The sequence below is a fragment of the Zoogloea sp. LCSB751 genome (assembly GCF_002028455.1).
Classification (GTDB): domain Bacteria; phylum Pseudomonadota; class Gammaproteobacteria; order Burkholderiales; family Rhodocyclaceae; genus Zoogloea.
Map to the genome: position 1 here is coordinate 210,775 of NZ_MWUM01000001.1, position 15,556 is coordinate 226,330.

General features: G+C 68.2%; 12 protein-coding genes. 7 read left to right on the forward strand and 5 right to left on the reverse strand.

What is annotated here, in order from left to right:
* The first annotated feature begins 3 nt into the window (after positions 1-3).
* Both B4920_RS01050 and B4920_RS01055 read left to right on the forward strand, forming a co-directional pair.
* Complete coding sequence (locus tag B4920_RS01050; RefSeq protein ID WP_079432744.1) at positions 4-1,305, forward strand: ABC transporter substrate-binding protein; 1,302 nt, start codon at positions 4-6, stop codon at positions 1,303-1,305.
* Positions 1,305-2,648, forward strand: a complete 1,344-nt coding sequence (locus B4920_RS01055) for a di-heme oxidoredictase family protein (protein WP_079432745.1) — start codon at positions 1,305-1,307, stop codon at positions 2,646-2,648. The genes B4920_RS01050 and B4920_RS01055 overlap by 1 nt, the downstream gene beginning before the upstream one ends.
* Positions 2,649-2,841: 193 nt before the next feature.
* Here B4920_RS01055 and B4920_RS01060 read toward each other — a convergent pair whose 3' ends face one another.
* On the reverse strand, positions 2,842-3,270 hold the full coding sequence (locus B4920_RS01060; protein WP_079432746.1) for a molybdopterin-binding protein: 429 nt from the start codon (positions 3,268-3,270) through the stop codon (positions 2,842-2,844).
* A 164-nt stretch (positions 3,271-3,434) separates the two neighbouring features.
* Between B4920_RS01060 and B4920_RS01065 the strand changes: the two genes are divergently transcribed.
* From B4920_RS01065 to modC, 4 genes are read left to right on the forward strand one after another with little or no spacing between them, the layout of a single operon-like run.
* Positions 3,435-4,262, forward strand: coding sequence for a TOBE domain-containing protein (locus B4920_RS01065; RefSeq protein ID WP_079432747.1), 828 nt, complete (start codon positions 3,435-3,437; stop codon positions 4,260-4,262).
* A 25-nt stretch (positions 4,263-4,287) separates the two neighbouring features.
* On the forward strand, positions 4,288-5,046 hold the full coding sequence (gene modA, locus B4920_RS01070) for a molybdate ABC transporter substrate-binding protein (RefSeq protein WP_079432748.1): 759 nt from the start codon (positions 4,288-4,290) through the stop codon (positions 5,044-5,046).
* A gap of 14 nt (positions 5,047-5,060) precedes the next feature.
* Positions 5,061-5,747, forward strand: a complete 687-nt coding sequence (gene modB / locus B4920_RS01075) for a molybdate ABC transporter permease subunit (protein WP_079432749.1) — start codon at positions 5,061-5,063, stop codon at positions 5,745-5,747.
* Positions 5,744-6,826 carry a molybdenum ABC transporter ATP-binding protein gene (gene modC / locus B4920_RS01080; protein WP_079432750.1) on the forward strand — a complete coding sequence of 361 codons (1,083 nt, stop codon included), beginning with the start codon at positions 5,744-5,746 and terminating at the stop codon, positions 6,824-6,826. Before modB ends, modC begins: the two co-directional genes overlap by 4 nt.
* 28 nt (positions 6,827-6,854) lie before the next feature.
* On the opposite strand, the gene B4920_RS01085 is transcribed toward modC, so the two are convergent.
* The 3 genes from B4920_RS01085 to B4920_RS01095 all read right to left on the reverse strand — a co-directional run bounded on the left by B4920_RS01085 (position 6,855) and on the right by B4920_RS01095 (position 11,526).
* Entirely contained in the window at positions 6,855-8,357 is a 1,503-nt protein-coding gene (locus B4920_RS01085) for an aldehyde dehydrogenase family protein (RefSeq protein WP_079432751.1), read from the reverse strand.
* Positions 8,358-8,386: 29 nt separating this feature from the next.
* Positions 8,387-9,250, reverse strand: coding sequence for a transporter (locus tag B4920_RS01090; RefSeq protein WP_079432752.1), 864 nt, complete (start codon positions 9,248-9,250; stop codon positions 8,387-8,389).
* 137 nt (positions 9,251-9,387) lie between these two features.
* Positions 9,388-11,526: a PQQ-dependent dehydrogenase, methanol/ethanol family gene (locus B4920_RS01095; protein WP_079432753.1), complete on the reverse strand. Its 2,139-nt coding sequence runs from the start codon at positions 11,524-11,526 to the stop codon at positions 9,388-9,390.
* Positions 11,527-11,792: 266 nt separating this feature from the next.
* Between B4920_RS01095 and B4920_RS01100 the strand changes: the two genes are divergently transcribed.
* Entirely contained in the window at positions 11,793-13,760 is a 1,968-nt protein-coding gene (locus tag B4920_RS01100; protein ID WP_079432754.1) for a sigma-54-dependent Fis family transcriptional regulator, read from the forward strand.
* On the opposite strand, the gene B4920_RS01105 is transcribed toward B4920_RS01100, so the two are convergent.
* Positions 13,757-15,367 (reverse strand): methyl-accepting chemotaxis protein, encoded by a 1,611-nt coding sequence (locus B4920_RS01105; RefSeq protein ID WP_079432755.1) that lies wholly within the window; start codon positions 15,365-15,367, stop codon positions 13,757-13,759. The genes B4920_RS01100 and B4920_RS01105 overlap by 4 nt on opposite strands.
* Positions 15,368-15,556: the final 189 nt, after the last annotated feature.

Sequence of the window (15,556 nt, forward strand, 5' to 3'; positions counted from 1 at the left end):
GTCATGGACAGCCTGCACAAGCCTTCCCGCCGCGCCTTCGTGCGTGCCGCCGGCGCCCTCGCTGCGGCGGGAGCGTCCAGCCGCCTGTGGGCAGCGCCGGCGAAAGACGTGGTGGTGCTTACCGCCTACCCGGACGCGGTGGTGTCGCGCTTCGAGGCCGCCTTCGAGAAGGCCTGGCCCCAGTACCGTCTGCGCATCGTCTGGCGCATGCCCCACGACGCCTTGCCCACCCTGCGCCAGGCGGGGCAGGGCGGTGTGGACGTGTACTGGAGCGCATCGCCCAAGACCTACGCCCAGCTCAAGGACGAGCACGCCTTCCGGAAGCTGCCGGTGAGCCTGGAGGGCCTGCCGGGGCGGGTCGGCGGCAGTGTCATCAACGATCCGGACGGGTTCTACGCCGCGTCCGAGGTGGCCGGCTACGGCTTTGCGGTGAATCCGGCCTACCTGCACCGCCACCAGTTGCCGCCGGTGGCCGACTGGAGCGACCTGGCCGACCCGGTGTATGCCGGCCACCTGGCGGTGCCGGACCCGGTGGAGGTGGGCTTCGCGCCGGTGCTGGTGGACATTCCGCTGCAGGCCTACGGCTGGGACATCGGCTGGGCCCTGTGGAGCGCCATCGCCGCCAACGCGGCCTTCACCGGGCGCGGCGGCACTTTCGTCAGCGATGAGATCGGCGGCGGGCGCAAGGGCATCGGGCTGTCCATCGACTTCTTCGTCGCCTCGGCAGTGGCCAACGGCGCGCCGGTCGAGTTCATCTACCCGCGTCAGGGCGGCGTCAATCCGGCCCATATCGCGGTGACCGCCGGCAGCCCGAACCCGGAGGGCGCGAAGGCTTTCGTGGACTTCGTGCTGTCCGACGCCGGGCAGAAGATCCTCGCCCACCCGGACATCCGCAAGTTGCCGGTGCGGCCGTCGGTCTACGCGGGCTTGCCAGCCGGCTACCACGACCCCTTCGCCACCGCCGCGCGGGGCGGCTATCTCTATGACAACGCCCGTGGGCGCGGCCGCGCGGCACCGGTCGCGGCGGCCTTCGGGCAGGCCTTCGTGCGCCCCCATGCGCGCCTTGTTGAGCTGTGGGCGCGCCTGCATGCGGCCGACGGGGCGACGTGGAACAGCGTATGGCCGCTACTGACGGCGCCGCCCTTGAAGGAGTCGGAGGCCGACGATCCGGCGATCCAGCGCGCCTTTTTCGCCCGCCGTGACGACCCGGCCGCTGAGGCATTGGCCGCCGGCCTGGAACAAACCTGGGCGAGCCGCGTCGATGCGCGCTATGCGAAGGCCGCCAGCCTGCTGGGGGTGGCCTGATGCGACGGCTGGGTTTTCTGTTGTTGATGTGCGGCGTCCTCGCCGGGGCGGGCGCCCGGGCGTCGGCGGACTGGCAGGTGGCGGACGCCGGCCGCGAGGCTTTCGCGCGGCCGCTGGACGGGCTGAGCGATGCGGAGCGGGAGCGCTTCTTCCGCGGCCGTTCCCTGTTCAACCAGAGCTGGGTGGTGGCGCCAGCCAAAGACGACCAAGTGGACGGCCTCGGCCCGCTGTACAACCGGCTGGCCTGCATCTCCTGTCACGCCCGCAATGGCCGCGGCCTGCCGCCGGAGGGCGCGGACGAGCGCATGCAGTCGATGCTGGTACGGCTGTCGGTGGCAGGGCGCAGCTTACACGGGGGGCCACGGCCCCATCCGGCCTATGGCGACCAGTTCAACGAGGAGGGCATTCCCGGCGTGCGTGGTGAAGGGCGCATCCGCCTGAGCTGGATCGAGTCGAAGCACCGGCTGGCGGATGGCGAAGTGGTGTCGCTGCGCCGTCCGCGGCTGGCTTTCACCGAACTGGGCTACGGGGCCATCGGCAAGGTGCAGACCTCGCCGCGGGTCGGCCAGCAGGTGGTGGGCATGGGGCTGCTCGATGCCGTGTCGGCGCAGACCCTTGAGACGCTGGCCGCGGAGCGCAAGCCGGACGGGGTGAAAGGGCGGGTTAACCGGGTGTGGAACCCGGAGAGCGCGGCGCTGGAGGCCGGCCGCTTCGGCTACAAGGCCAACATGCCGACGCTGCGCGCGCAGCTTGCCGGGGCTTTCCTGGGCGACCTGGGTATCACGTCCGACCTGCATCCGATCGAAAACTGCACTGCGGTGCAGGCCGCCTGCCGGCAGGCGCCGAACGGCGGTACGCCGGAGCTCAGTGCCCGCCAGCTGGACGATGTGGAGTTCTATCTGGCTCATCTGGCCGTGCCGGTCCGCCGCAATGCGGATAGTGACGTCGTGCGGCGCGGCGAGGCGCTGTTCGCCGCCAGCGGCTGCGCGCAGTGTCACCGGCCGAACCTCTCGACCGGTACGTCGCCGCGTTTCCCGCGCCTCGCCGGGCAGACCATCGCGCCTTACACGGATCTGCTGATCCACGACATGGGCCCCGGTCTGGCCGACGGTCGGCCGGATTTTGCGGCGTCCGGGCGGGAGTGGCGCACGCCGCCGCTGTGGGGGATCGGGCTGACGCAGACGATCAGCGAGCAGCAGCGCTATCTCCACGACGGTCGCGCGCGCAGCCTGAGCGAGGCGATCCTGTGGCACGGCGGCGAGGCGAAGGTCGCACGCCGACGTTTCGCTGCGCTGCCGACCCAGCAGCGCCGTGCGCTGTTGGCCTTCCTCGAAAGCCTGTGAGGCGAAGGGCTGTCGGCTTACCGAGAGGAGGCGCTGGGGTTCTGATTGACACGCAAATAAGCGGTGCAAATGCACTCGGATTGGGCATTCGCTATATTTGAGTGCATATAGAGGCCGCGCAGAAGTGCTGCGGCATGTGTGGCGTGTGCCACGGTGTTTGCCGAAGAAAGGCGGTGGAGCGGCGTCGGTGCGCTCAGCCGACGAGGCCGAGGATCACCGACGGGGCCTTGAACGCGGCGGTGGCTGGAGCACCGACTTTCAGGCCGAGGGCGACCGAGCTTTCATGGGTGATCGTGGCGTGGACGGTTTGCCCGTTGCCGAGAGTGAGGGCTACGTCGGTGCTGATCGGCCCCTCGGTGATCGCCGATATCGTGCCGTCGAGGCAGTTGCGGGCTGACAGCCTGGCCCCCGTGCCACCGGCCACGAGCACTACCGACGAGGCTTTGACGAAGGCCTGGACGTGCGTTCCGGCGGCCAGGTTGAGCTCCCTGATCGCATCGTTGGCGACGGTGGCGATGATCTTCAGGCCGCCGGGCAGCGCCACGTCCACCTCCGAATTGAGGGTGCCGAGCGTGATGGCGTCGATGGTGCCGTCGAAGGCGTTACGGGCGCTGATCTTCATGGGGCGTGTTCCGGAAACGATGGCTGCGGGCGCCAGCATGCGATGGTGCCGCCCGCTTGCGCAAGCGTGTCGATGCCTTTCAAGCGTGCAGCGCCCCGGGTTGGTGGCCCGCAATTTGCTGGAGTACAGTACGCTTCGTTGTATATCGAGATATATAGGAAAAAATGACAACCCGCCGCACCATTCACCACAAGCTTGTCGGGAAGCTGACAGTCGATACCGAGTTCGGCACCTTTCTCGGCGACACGCGCATCCGCCTGCTGGAGGCCATCGACCGCTACGGCTCGATCTCCCAGGCCGCCAAGGCCGTGCCGCTGTCGTACAAGGCGGCGTGGGATGCGGTGGACGCCATGAACAACCTGGCCGAGGCGCCGCTGGTGGAGCGTTCGGTGGGTGGCAAGCATGGCGGTGGCACCAGCCTCACCGATTACGGCCGCCGGGTCATTGCGATGTACCGGGCGGTGGAGCAGGAGTACCAGGAAGCCATCGACCGTCTGTCGGCGCGCCTCGGCGACGGAGGGGAGGGCAGCATGCGCCAGTTTCAGACCCTGCTGCGCCGCATGTCGATGCGCACCAGCGCCCGCAACCAGTTCGCCGGCACGATCAGCGGCCTGCGCGAGGGCGAGGTGAGCTTCGAAGTACGCATCCGCCTCGATGATGCCAACGAAATCGTGGCGGTGATCACCCGCGAAAGCGCCGAGACGCTGGAGCTGGGCATCGGCCAGGACGTGCACGCCTTCGTCAAGGCGCCGTCGGTGCTGCTGATCACCGATCCGCAGGCGCGCACCACGGCGCGCAACCACCTGTGGGGCGAAGTCAGCCGCATCCACGAAGGGCCGGTGAGCTCGGAAGTGACCATCACGCTGCCCGGCGGACGCACCGTCACATCGGTGGTGACCCACGACAGCATCGACAACCTCGGCCTCGCCATCGGCACGCCGGCCTGTGCGGTCTTCCAGGCCACGTCGGTGATCCTTGCCGTCTTCGACTGAATTTCAACCTGACTGGAGTTCCTCAATGAAATCGCCGTTCCGTTCGCTTGCCCTCTTTGCCGTTCTCGCCGGTACGTCCCTGCTGGCCAAAGCCGACGAAGTGTCGGTGGCGGTGGCCGCCAACTTCACCGCGCCGATGCAGAAGATCGCTGCCGAGTTCGAAAAGGCCACCGGTCACAAGGCCCAGCTGGTGTTCGGCTCGACGGGCAAGTTCTACGCCCAGATCAAGTCTGGCGCCCCCTTCCAGGTGCTGCTGGCGGCCGATGACGAAACGCCGGCCAAGCTCGTCAAGGAAGGCGACGGCGTGGCGGGCAGCAGCTTCACCTACGCGATCGGCAAGCTGGTGCTGTGGTCGCCGAAGGCCGGCGTGGTGGACGACAAGGGCGACGTGCTGAAGGCTGCCAAGTTCGAACACCTGTCCGTCGCCAATCCCAAACTGGCCCCCTACGGCCTGGCCGCGATGGAAACCCTCAAGGCTCTCGGCCTGGCCGACAGCCTGCAGCCCAAGATTGTCCTCGCCGAGAGCATCGGCCAGGCCCAGCAATTCGTCTCGTCGGGTAGCGCAGAACTGGGTTTCATCGCCTATTCGCAGATCCACAAGGACGGCAAGCTGATCGACGGTGGTTCCTACTGGCTGGTGCCGTCGAAGTACTACAGCCAGATCCGCCAGGACGCGGTGGTGCTGAACAAGGGCAAGGGCCAGGCGGCCGTCACCGCGCTGGTCGCTTTCCTGAAGTCGCCGACCGCCGCGGCGATCATCAAGTCCTACGGGTACGAACTTTGATCGATGGCTGAGCGATGGAATTGACGCCGGAAGACTGGTCGGCGGTTCGCCTGACCCTTGAGCTGTCCACCCTCGTCACGGTGTTGTTGCTGATCATAGGGACCCCCATCGCCTGGTGGCTGGCCCGCACCCGGTCGCGCCTGCGCGGCGTGATCGGGGCGGTGGTGTCGCTGCCCATCGTGCTGCCGCCGACGGTGCTGGGTTTCTACCTGCTGGTACTGATGGGGCCACAGGGAGCGGTAGGGCGCTTCACCGAGGCCCTTGGCCTCGGGCGGCTGCCCTTCACCTTCACCGGCCTGGTGGTCGCCTCGATCATCTACTCGCTGCCTTTCGTCGTGCAGCCGATCCAGAACGCCTTCATGGCGATGGGCGACCGCCCGCTGGAGGTCGCGGCGACCTTGCGCGCCTCGCCGCTGGCGACCTTCTTCACCGTCACGCTGCCGTTGGCGCGGCCGGGCTTCATCACCGCGGCCATCCTCGGCTTCGCGCATACGGTCGGCGAGTTTGGTGTGGTGCTGATGATCGGCGGCAACATCCCGGACAAGACGCGGGTCATCTCGATGCAGATCTACAACCACGTGGAGGCGATGGAATACGGCCAGGCCCATGGCCTCGCCGCCGGTCTGCTGGCCTTCTCCTTCATCGTGCTGCTGGGGCTTTACGCCGTCGGCGGGCGTAACGGGCTGGGAGGCGGGCGATGAGCGAGGCCGGCATCCAGCTGCAGTGCCGCCTGCCGCTGGCGGATTTTACCCTCGACGCGGACCTGAATCTGCCCGGCCGCGGCGTGACCGCGCTGTTCGGGCCGTCGGGCTCCGGCAAGACCTCCCTGCTGCGCTGCGTGGCCGGGCTGGCACGACCGGCCGGGCGCGTGGAGATCAATGGCGAATGCTGGCAGGACAACGCGCGGCGGATCTTCCTGCCGACCCACAGGCGGCCCCTCGGCTACGTGTTCCAGGAGGCCAGCCTGTTTGCCCACCTGTCGGTGCGCGCCAACCTGGAGTTCGGCCTGAAGCGCATCGCCGCGGCGGAGCGCAAGGTGGGCTGGGAGGCGGCGGTGGAACTGCTGGGCATCGGGCACCTGCTGGACCGCGGCACGGCGGCGCTGTCCGGTGGGGAACGGCAGCGGGTGGCGATTGCCCGCGCGCTGCTGACCAGCCCCCGCCTGCTGCTGATGGACGAGCCGCTGGCGGCGCTGGACAGCCGGCGCAAGCAGGAGATCCTGCCCTACCTGGAACGCCTGCACGACGAGCTGGCGACGCCGATCCTGTACGTCAGCCATTCGCCGGACGAGGTGGCGCGGCTGGCCGACCATCTGGTGCTGCTGGAACAGGGGAAAGTGGTGGCCAGCGGACCGACCGCCGAGCTGCTGGCCCGCCTGGACCTGCCGCTGGCCCTCGACGAGGATGCCGCGGTGCTGGTGGATACCCGGGTGGTCGGCCACGATGACGACTACCAGCTGACCCGCCTGGGTTTCCCCGGTGGCGTCATCAAGGTGACCCGCAAAGCGCTGGAGGTGGGGGCCCGGGCCCGTCTGAAGATCCAGGCCCGCGACGTGAGCATTGCGTTGAGCGGGGAAAACCAGTCGAGCATCGTCAACCGCCTGCCGGCACGCATCGTCGGCTTCGGCGACGCGGCCCATCCGGCCCAGTGCCTGGTGCGCCTGGATGCGGGCGGCACGCCGCTGCTGGCGCGGATCACCCGCCTGTCGAAAGACCAGCTCGGCCTGCGCGAAGGCCTGCCCGTCGTCGCGCAGATCAAGTCGGTGGCGCTGCTGGCCTGAGCTACCGGCCGGCAGCGCCAGCCGGCCTTTACAGCATCATGATCACCGACTTCGGCTCAGTGTACAGCTCCAGCGCCGAACGGCCGGCCTCGCGGCCGATGCCGGACTGCTTGAAGCCGCCGAAGGGCATCACGCTCTCGATGATGTTGTGGCAGTTCACCCACACGGTGCCGGCCTGGATCCTGGGGATCAGGCGATGGACCCGCGCCAGGTCGTTGGACCAGATGCTGGCGGCCAGGCCGTAGGGCGTGTCGTTGGCGCGGCGGGCGATGTCGTCCAGGTCCTCGAAGGGCTGGGCGACGACCACCGGGCCGAAGATCTCCTCGCGCACCACGCGCATGTCCTCATGCACGTCCACCAGCACGGTGGGCTTCACGAAGCAGCCCGGGCCGTCGCCGCCCGCCCCGCCGGCCGCCGCGCGGGCACCTTCAGACAGGCCGCTGCGCACGTAGTCGAGCACGCGGTTCTGCTGCACCTTGGAAACCAGCGGGCCGATCTGCGTGCTCGGGTCGATGCCCGGGCCGATCTTCATGCCGTCGGCGATGCCGGCGAGCTGCTCCACCACTGCGTCGAAGCGGCTGCGATGCACGTACAGGCGCGAGCCGGCGGTGCACACCTGGCCCTGGTTGAAGAAGATGGCCTGGGCGGCGCCGGCCGCGGCGACCGCCGGATCGACGTCGTCGAGGACGATCACCGGGCTCTTGCCGCCCAGCTCCAGCGACACGCGGGTCATGTTCTCCATGGCGGCCTTGCCGACCAGCTTGCCGACTTCCGTCGAGCCGGTGAAGGCGACCTTGTTGATGCCGGGGTGGGCGGCCAGCGCGGCGCCGGCGGTGTGGCCGAGGCCGGTGAGCACATTGAGCACGCCGGCCGGGTAGCCGGCCTCAATGGCCAGCTCGCCGAGGCGCAGGGCGGTCAGCGGGGTGTCCTCGGCGGGCTTGAGAATCATCGTGCAGCCGGCGGCCAGCGCCGGGGCGACCTTCCACACCGCCATCAGCAGCGGGAAGTTCCACGGGATGATCGCGCCGACCACGCCCACCGGCTCGCGGCGGGTGAAGCCGAAGAACTCCCGGTCGCGCACCAGCGGGGCCGATAGCTCCATCGTCGCGCCTTCGATCTTGGTGGCCCAGCCGGCCATGTAGCGGATGAAATCCACCGACAAGGCCACGTCCACGTGGCGCGCCATGGTCACCGGCTTGCCGTTGTCGAGGGCTTCCAGCTCGGCGAATTCCTGGGCGTTGGCTTCGAGCAGGTCGGCCAGCCGGAGCAGCAGGCGTTCCCGGTCCACCGGGCGGTGGCGCGGCCATTCGCCGGACTCGAAGGCGCGGCGGGCGGCCTGCACGGCGTGGTCGACATCGGCGGATTCGCCGGCCGGTACGTGGCAGAAAGCCTCGCCGCTGGCCGGGTCGATGACCGGCAGCGTGGCGCCGGAGAGGTCGTCCACCCACTCGCCGCCGATCAGCATCTTGCGCGGTGCGGCGAGGAAGGCGGCGGTGGCTGGGTTCAGTTCGATTCCATGGAAGCGGTTCATGTCTCGTGTCTCCTTCTGGGTGGGGGCGATCAATAGACGTACAGCACGCGGGCCTGCAGGGAACTGGTCTTGGGGCCTTCCTCGATCTTCAGGTCCTGGACGTACTGGAGCTGGACCTGCCACTGCTTGTCGACGAAGGACGCCCAGGTGAGCATCGCGGTGCCGTTGTTCTTGGCGCCGGCCAGCTCGACGCCGTCGAGCTTCTCCTTGGCACCCCAGGCGTGGCGGTAGGTGGCGGCGACATAGGTGGCGTCGCTGAGGTGGTAGCGCAGGTGGCCGTGGGCCTGCAGCAGCGGGTCCTTCTGGGCCTTGGTGTCGCGTTGGTCCTGGTAGAACTCGGTCTCGCCGATCAGATCGACGGTCCATTTGTCGGACAGCTTGCGGATGTAGCCGACCTGCAGGTCGGTGGCCCAGCGGTTGTTGCTGAGGGCGAAGCCCTGGTTCTTGTCGCCGCCGGTGGGGGCGGTGAAGAACACCGACCAGCCCAGGTGCTCGCCCTTGGCCAGATCGGCGAGGGTCCATAGCGTGGCGCCGAAGATCACGTCGCCGAGGCCGCTGGTCTTGCTGTCGGACAGGCCGATCTTCTGGGTTCCGAAGGGCACGATGATCTGCGGGTCGATGATGTAGTCGCCCAGCTTCATGAAGTGCACGTAACGCAGGATGCCGGCATTGACCGACAGGTCCAGGTTGTCGACGACCTTGTTGCCCTTGCTGTACACCTTGTCGCCGCGGGGGAACTGGGCATAGGCGAGGAGCAGGTTGGTGCCGGCGGGCAGGCCGGTGTAGTCGCCCGGATCGGGGCGCACGTCGGCGTAGGCCGGGCTGGCCGACAGGCCGGCGGCGAGGAGGCTGGCGGCGCACAGGCGCAGGGCGAAGCGCTGGGTGGTGGTCATGGTCTTGTCTCCTGGTCGTTATGGTCTGGGTCTGGGTGCTGCGGAATAAAAAGGGCCGCGGTCCGCCGGACAGGGGAGGGCTGAGACCGCGGCAAGAGGGAGCTGCTGCTCCGGAGGAGTCGGTGCGTGGTGTTGCCTCAGGGCTTGGGCCGCACGGCGTCGGCGGTGCCCTGGATGAAGGCCTTGATCTTCTCCACGTCGGCGGGGCTGAGCTTGCCGGTGAAGTCGGGCATGCCCTTCTTCACGAAGGGGCCGTTGAAGACGAAGTCGGACAGGTTCTCGATGTCCTTGGCCGGCACGTAGCCCAGGTTGGGGACGTTGCCGCCCTTGTCGACGCCGGGCACGCCATGGCAGAACACGCAGTTGCTGACGTAGAGCTTGGTGCCTTCGGCGATGTGGGCCGGGTCGTACTTGACACCGGAGATCAGCTCGCCGAGGGCGTAGGGCTGCGGCTGGGGCAGCGGGGCGTTGCCGCCTAGGGCGAAGGTGTAGACGCGGCCGTGGTCCTGCTTGTCGGTAGCGCGCTGCATCAGCCCGAACACGCCGCCCCAGCCCACCGCGATGGACACGTACTGGCGGCCGTCCACCTCATACGTGACCGGCGGGGCGATGATGCCGGTGCCGATCGGGGCCTCCCACAGCTTGTCGCCCTTGTCGGCGCTATAGGCCGCGAAGCGCCCGTCGGCGGTGCCGGCGAAGACCAGGTTGCCGGCGGTGGTGAGGGTGCCGCCGTTCCACGGGGAGGCGTATTCCTGGCGCCACACTTCCTTCTGCTTGACCGGGTCCCAGGCGATGAGGCGGCCGAAGGCCTTGCTCTTCGGCGGCTGGGTGTTGATCAGCATGCCGGTGTTCCAGCCGGTACCGGCCTGGGGCTGGCCGGGCTGCTTGTTGTTGTGGGACCAGTTGTTGTCCTCGGCCAGGTTGATCGGCACGTTCTGCACCGGGAAGTAGGCCAGGCCGGTCTTCGGGTTGAAGGACATGGCGTGCCAGTTGTGGCCGCCGAAGGGGCCGGGGACGCTGTCGAAGGCCTCGCGGGAGCGGGCTTCGGGTGTCTCGATGGGGCGGCCGTTCTTGTCGTAGCCGGTGGCCCAGTTCACCTCGGTGAAGGGCTTGGCCGAGATGAACTTGCCGTTGGTCCGGTCGATGACGAAGAAGAAGCCGTTCTTCGGCGCGTGCAGGATCACCTTGCGCTTCCTGCCGTCGAGGACGAGGTCGGTGAGGATCATGTCCTGCACCGAGGTGTAGTCCCAGTTGTCGCCCGGGGTTTCCTGGTAATGCCAGACGTATTTTCCGGTGTCCGGGTCGAGGGCGACGATGGAGGCCAGGTAGAGGTTGTCGCCGCCGCCGGGGCTGCGCTTGCGGTGGTTCCACGGCGAGCCGTTGCCGGTGCCCACGTACATCAGGTTGAGCTCCGGGTCGTAGGTCATGCTGTTCCAGGCGGTGCCGCCGCCGCCGTTCAGCCACCACTTGCCGGCCGGGTCCCAGGTCTTGGCGGCCTTGGCCATGGCTTCGTTCTCGAAGGGCTTGGCCGGGTCGCCGGGCACGGTGTACCAGCGCCACTTCTGCTCGCCGGTGTCGGCGTCGTAGGCGGTGAGATAGCCGCGCACGCCGTATTCGGCGCCGCCGTTGCCGATGATCACCTTGCCCTTGATGACCCGCGGTGCGCCGGTGACGGTGTAGGCGTGGCTGTGGTCCTCGATGGTGTCCTTTTCCCACACCGGCTTGCCGGTGGCGGCGTCGAGGGCGACCAGGCGGCCGTCGAAGGTGCCGACGAAGACCTTGCCCTTGTACAGCGCCACGCCGCGGTTCACCACGTCGCAACAGCCCTTGAAGGCCATCTCGCGGGGCACCTTGGGGTCGTAGGTCCACAGCTTCTTGCCACTGCGCACGTCCACCGCGTGCACCACGCTCCACGACGCCGACACGTACATGATGCCGTCCACCACCAGCGGGGTGGCCTCGACGCCGCGGGTCGATTCCAGGTTGTAGCTCCATGCCAGGCCGAGCTGCTTGACGTTGCCGGCGTTGATCTCGGTGAGCTTGCTGTGGCGGGTCTCGGCATAGTCGAGGCCGTAGGTCGGCCAGTCGCGGCTGGTGGCGGTGTTGGCGCGGACGGCCTTCTCGTCCACCCGGGCGGTGGCGGCGGCGATGTGTTCCCGCGAGGCCTTGGCAGGCTCGGCGAAGCTGGTGCTGGTGGACAGGCCGAAGGTGGCCAGCAAGGCCAGCGCGAGCGCCTTTGCGAGCCGGCGGCGGGGGGCGTGAGGGTGGTGGTGCATCGTGTCTCCTGATTGACTTCGTTTGTTGAAGTTCTTTACTGTGGAACGCGTTTCCGCGGGATCGCGGAGCAGACTCCCGGTGGTGCACACATCGATTCGCAGCATCCGTGCCGACCTCGGGCAATACGTAAAAATCACAAGGAATCAGGCCTTTGCAACCGCCATGGGAGCACCCGGAGAAAACGCCGGGATGGGTGGTTGACTTGAAACGAGTCAGTCCGGCACTGACGGTTGACTCGTTACTGGCCGCATCGAGGAGACAATTCATGGGCGAGCTGCTGACAACTTTCGAGGCGCGGGTGCAACGGGCCCGGCGCGATTTCTTCGACGAGGGGCGGATGCCGACCGGCCTCGTTTCCGACGCCGTGATCCGCTCGTGGGAGCGTTCCCGCGGGCAGGGGCTGGCGGCTGCCGACCGGCGCGTGTTTAGTCCGCTGTCCCGCCAGCAGGTGGCGTGGATCGAGGAGCGCAACCGCCGCCTGGTGGAGCACGCGCTGCCGGAGATGGAGAAGCTGCGCGCGGCGCTGGCCCGCGGCGGCTGGGGAATCGTGTGTACGGACGCCGACGGGGTGGTGGTGAAGGCCTTGTTCGGCAGCGGAAGTGCCTATCGGGACATGGACCGGATCTTCGAGGTCGGCCGTCCGATTGGTGAAAGCAGCATCGGCACCAGCGGTCCCGGTTGTGCGCTGGTCGACCGCCAGCCGGTGGTGGTTCGTGCGGCGGAGCATTTTCTCGACGAGATCCGCGGTTTCTCCTGCGCATCGGTGCCGATCTTCGATCCGGCCGGGGATCTGGCCGGGGTGCTCGATGCCACCCGCCATTGCAACGGCGGGCCGGTGACGGTGCTGGAGCCGCTGGCGATTGCCGCGAGGGCGGTGGAGAACCGCATGCTGGGCGGTCTGGGGGCGGCATTGACGATGGGCTTCCATTACCGCCCGGATCTGCTCGGCACGCCGCTCGAAGGGGTCATCGCCTTCGCCGAGACGGGGCAGGTGCTGGGCGCCAACGGGGCGGCCCGCCAGTTGCTGGAGCTGGCGGCGGAAGGGCAGGCCGGCATGGATTTCGGGCGCCTGTTCGATTGTCCGCCGGAGACCTTTGCCCAGGCCTTGTCAGGGCGCCTGAGCCAGGGGGTGGTGTGGAGCGATGGGGGGCTGCGCTTCGAGGCCCGCTTCATGGCGGCACGCCAGGGCTCGCTGCTGGCCCGCCTGGGAGAGGCTGCGCGCACCGCCCGGCAGGCCGGGACGCCGGCTGCCATCGCGTCGCTAGCGGTGGGTTCCGATGGCGTGGATTCCGATGCGGTGGACGGGCTTGCGGAGCGGGCCCTGCAGGTCGCCCGGCGGGCTTTTCAGCGCGACATCCCGGTGCTCATCAACGGCGAGACGGGAACCGGCAAGGAGGTGCTGGCGCGCCATCTCCATGAGGGCAGCGAGCGCGCGGCCGGACCTTTCGTGGCGATCAACTGCTCGTCGCTGCCGGCCGGGCTGATCGAATCCGAATTCTTCGGCTACGAAGATGGCGCCTTCACCGGTGGCCGGCGTGGCGGTGCACCCGGCAAGTTCGAGCTGGCGCGGGGCGGTACGCTGTTCCTCGACGAGATCGGCGACATGCCGCTCGAGTTGCAGGGGCGCCTGTTGCGGGTGCTGCAGGAGCGCAGCTTCACGCGACTCGGCGGGGCGAGACTGATTGCCTTCGATGCGCGCATCGTCACCGCAACCCACCGCAGTCTGGACGAACTGGTGGCCACGGGGCGCTTCCGCGAGGATCTGTATTACCGCATCAAGGGTGTGCGGGTCAGCCTGCCGGCCCTGCGGGAGCGTGCCGACCGGGAGGCCCTCATCGACCGTCTGCTGGCCCGGGAGGCCGGTGACGGTCCCTGTCCGCCGCTGTCGGCGGCGGCCCGCCGCCTGCTGCTGGCCTATCCGTGGCCGGGCAACATCCGCCAGCTGGGGCATGTGCTGCGTCTGGCCCTGACGCTGGCGGACGGCGAGGCGCAGATCGACGTGCAGCATCTGCCGGAGGAGGTGGTGGAGGGCAATGCCGGCACTGTCCCTCGTGTTGCGGGCGTGCAGGACGGGCAGGTGTCCCTGCGCGACGTGGAGCTGGATGCGGTGCGCAGCGCGCTGGAAAAATGCAGCGGCAACGTGTCTGCTGCCGCCCGCAGCCTGGGGGTGGCACGGGCGACCTTGTACCGCAAGCTGCGCCTGCTGGAAGCGTCAGGCACTACCGGCACTTAGACCCGGAAGCGGGCCACGCTGCTGCGCAGCTGGTCCGCGACACCGGTCAGGCGGTTGGCGGTATCGGCGGCGGAAGAGGCTGCCGCCGCGTTCTCTTCGGACATCTGGGCGATGCTCTCCACGTTGCGGGCCAGCTCGGTGGAGGCGCCGCGTTGCTCGTTGAGGGCATCGGAGATGTTCTCGATGGCGCCTTGCATGGTTCGCGTGGAGGTCTGGATTTCGCCCATCGACTCGCCTGCCGTACGGGCGCTGATCACCACCTGGCCGACCAGCTCGCGACTGGACTGCATGCTGTTCACGGCATCCACTGCGCCCTGCTGGATCGCGCCGACCACCTGGCTGATTTCCTGCACGGAGCTGGTCGTGCGTTCGGCCAGTTTGCGCACTTCGTCGGCCACCACCGCGAAGCCGCGCCCCTGCTCGCCGGCACGGGCTGCCTCGATGGCGGCATTGAGGGCCAGCAGGTTGGTCTGGTCGGCCACTTCACGGATGACCACGGTGATCCGGTCGATCTGCTGAACCTGCTCGGAGAGTGCCTGGATGCGCTCGGCGGTGGCGTCCACCTGGTTGGCCACCTGGCCGATGCGGCTGGCAGCGTCTTCCACGCCGCGGGCGCCGGTGGCGGCCTTGTTGCCGGCGTCTTCCGCCTGGCGGCTGGCATCTTCGGCGCTTGCACCGACGTGGTCGATGCTCACTGTCAGCTCTTCGACGGCGGCGGCGGCGGCGGCCGTCGAGCTGGACTGCTGGCTGGAGCTGAGGGAGACCTGCTGGGCCGTGCTGGACAGCTGGGCGGCGGAGCCGGCCACGCTCTCCGAGCCGGCGATGATGTCGCGGATGGTCTGGGCCAGGTCCTGGCGCATGGACTGCAGCGCCTCCAGCAGCTTGCCGATCTCGTCCCGCGGCCCGCGGCTGTCGTCGCTGGCGGTGAAGTCGCCGGCCGAGATGCGTCCGGCGATCCGGTTTGCGTCGGTCAGGCGCTGCTTGAGGTAGCGGGTCGTCGTCACGCTGATGATGCCCTGCAGGATGGCGGCGACGATCATTACCACGATGGCGGTGGTGCTGGCCCGCTCCTTGATCTGTTTGGCCTCCACGGTCGCCTGCTCTCCGAGCTCCTTGTTGAACTTGAAGTGCTCGTCGAGCTGGCTTTCGAACTTGCGCGCCAGCGGTACATGCTTGAGCAGGTGTTCCCGGGCTTCGTTCTTGCGCTGACTGCGGGACAGGGCCAGGGTTTCGTCGAGAAGCTTGTCGAATTCGGCAAGGGTGGCGTTCTCCGCTTCGAGGAGCTGGCGGTCCTGGGCGTTGGAGATGAGGCCTTCGTAGTCCTTGAGCGCCTTACGGGTATTGGCCTGGGCCTCGCGGATCGTCTTTTCGGTTGCTTCCATCTGCGCGGGATCGTCCTGCATCACGTGGCGGTCGGCGCGCAGGCGGCTGCGGCTGTACCACAGGCGTGCATCGCTGAGCTTCAGGATGCTCGGTGTCACGTTGCTGCTGGCCAGGCTGGTGGTCTCGAACACCTTGTCCGTCTCGTGGTAATTCACCGCGGTCAGGACGATCAGACCGAGGATGGCGCAGCCCACCAGAAGTTGCAGGCGTTGAAGTATGGACATCGAGCGTCTCCCTCTGAACTTGTTTGATTATGCGGTTCCCGTCGTGGCGGGAGTCCATATGGTGCAAATACGGCGCCGTCCGGCATTACTTTAGGCGCATAAGAACGGGGGGCTTCGCGTGGCGGGCAGCCCGCTGCAGGCTGAGGGTCGTACAATCGCAGACCGTTTCCCGTGAACTTCCGGTCTCGC

Bases quoted from the DNA above. Each gene is read 5' to 3' on its own strand.
- B4920_RS01050 (WP_079432744.1), top strand. From the start codon at position 4: ATGGACAGCCTGCACAAGCCTTCCCGCCGCGCCTTCGTGCGTGCCGCC.
- B4920_RS01055 (WP_079432745.1), top strand. From the start codon at position 1,305: ATGCGACGGCTGGGTTTTCTGTTGTTGATGTGCGGCGTCCTCGCCGGG.
- B4920_RS01060 (WP_079432746.1), bottom strand. From the start codon at position 3,270: ATGAAGATCAGCGCCCGTAACGCCTTCGACGGCACCATCGACGCCATC.
- B4920_RS01065 (WP_079432747.1), top strand. From the start codon at position 3,435: ATGACAACCCGCCGCACCATTCACCACAAGCTTGTCGGGAAGCTGACA.
- modA (WP_079432748.1), top strand. From the start codon at position 4,288: ATGAAATCGCCGTTCCGTTCGCTTGCCCTCTTTGCCGTTCTCGCCGGT.
- modB (WP_079432749.1), top strand. From the start codon at position 5,061: ATGGAATTGACGCCGGAAGACTGGTCGGCGGTTCGCCTGACCCTTGAG.
- modC (WP_079432750.1), top strand. From the start codon at position 5,744: ATGAGCGAGGCCGGCATCCAGCTGCAGTGCCGCCTGCCGCTGGCGGAT.
- B4920_RS01085 (WP_079432751.1), bottom strand. From the start codon at position 8,357: ATGAACCGCTTCCATGGAATCGAACTGAACCCAGCCACCGCCGCCTTC.
- B4920_RS01090 (WP_079432752.1), bottom strand. From the start codon at position 9,250: ATGACCACCACCCAGCGCTTCGCCCTGCGCCTGTGCGCCGCCAGCCTC.
- B4920_RS01095 (WP_079432753.1), bottom strand. From the start codon at position 11,526: ATGCACCACCACCCTCACGCCCCCCGCCGCCGGCTCGCAAAGGCGCTC.
- B4920_RS01100 (WP_079432754.1), top strand. From the start codon at position 11,793: ATGGGCGAGCTGCTGACAACTTTCGAGGCGCGGGTGCAACGGGCCCGG.
- B4920_RS01105 (WP_079432755.1), bottom strand. From the start codon at position 15,367: ATGTCCATACTTCAACGCCTGCAACTTCTGGTGGGCTGCGCCATCCTC.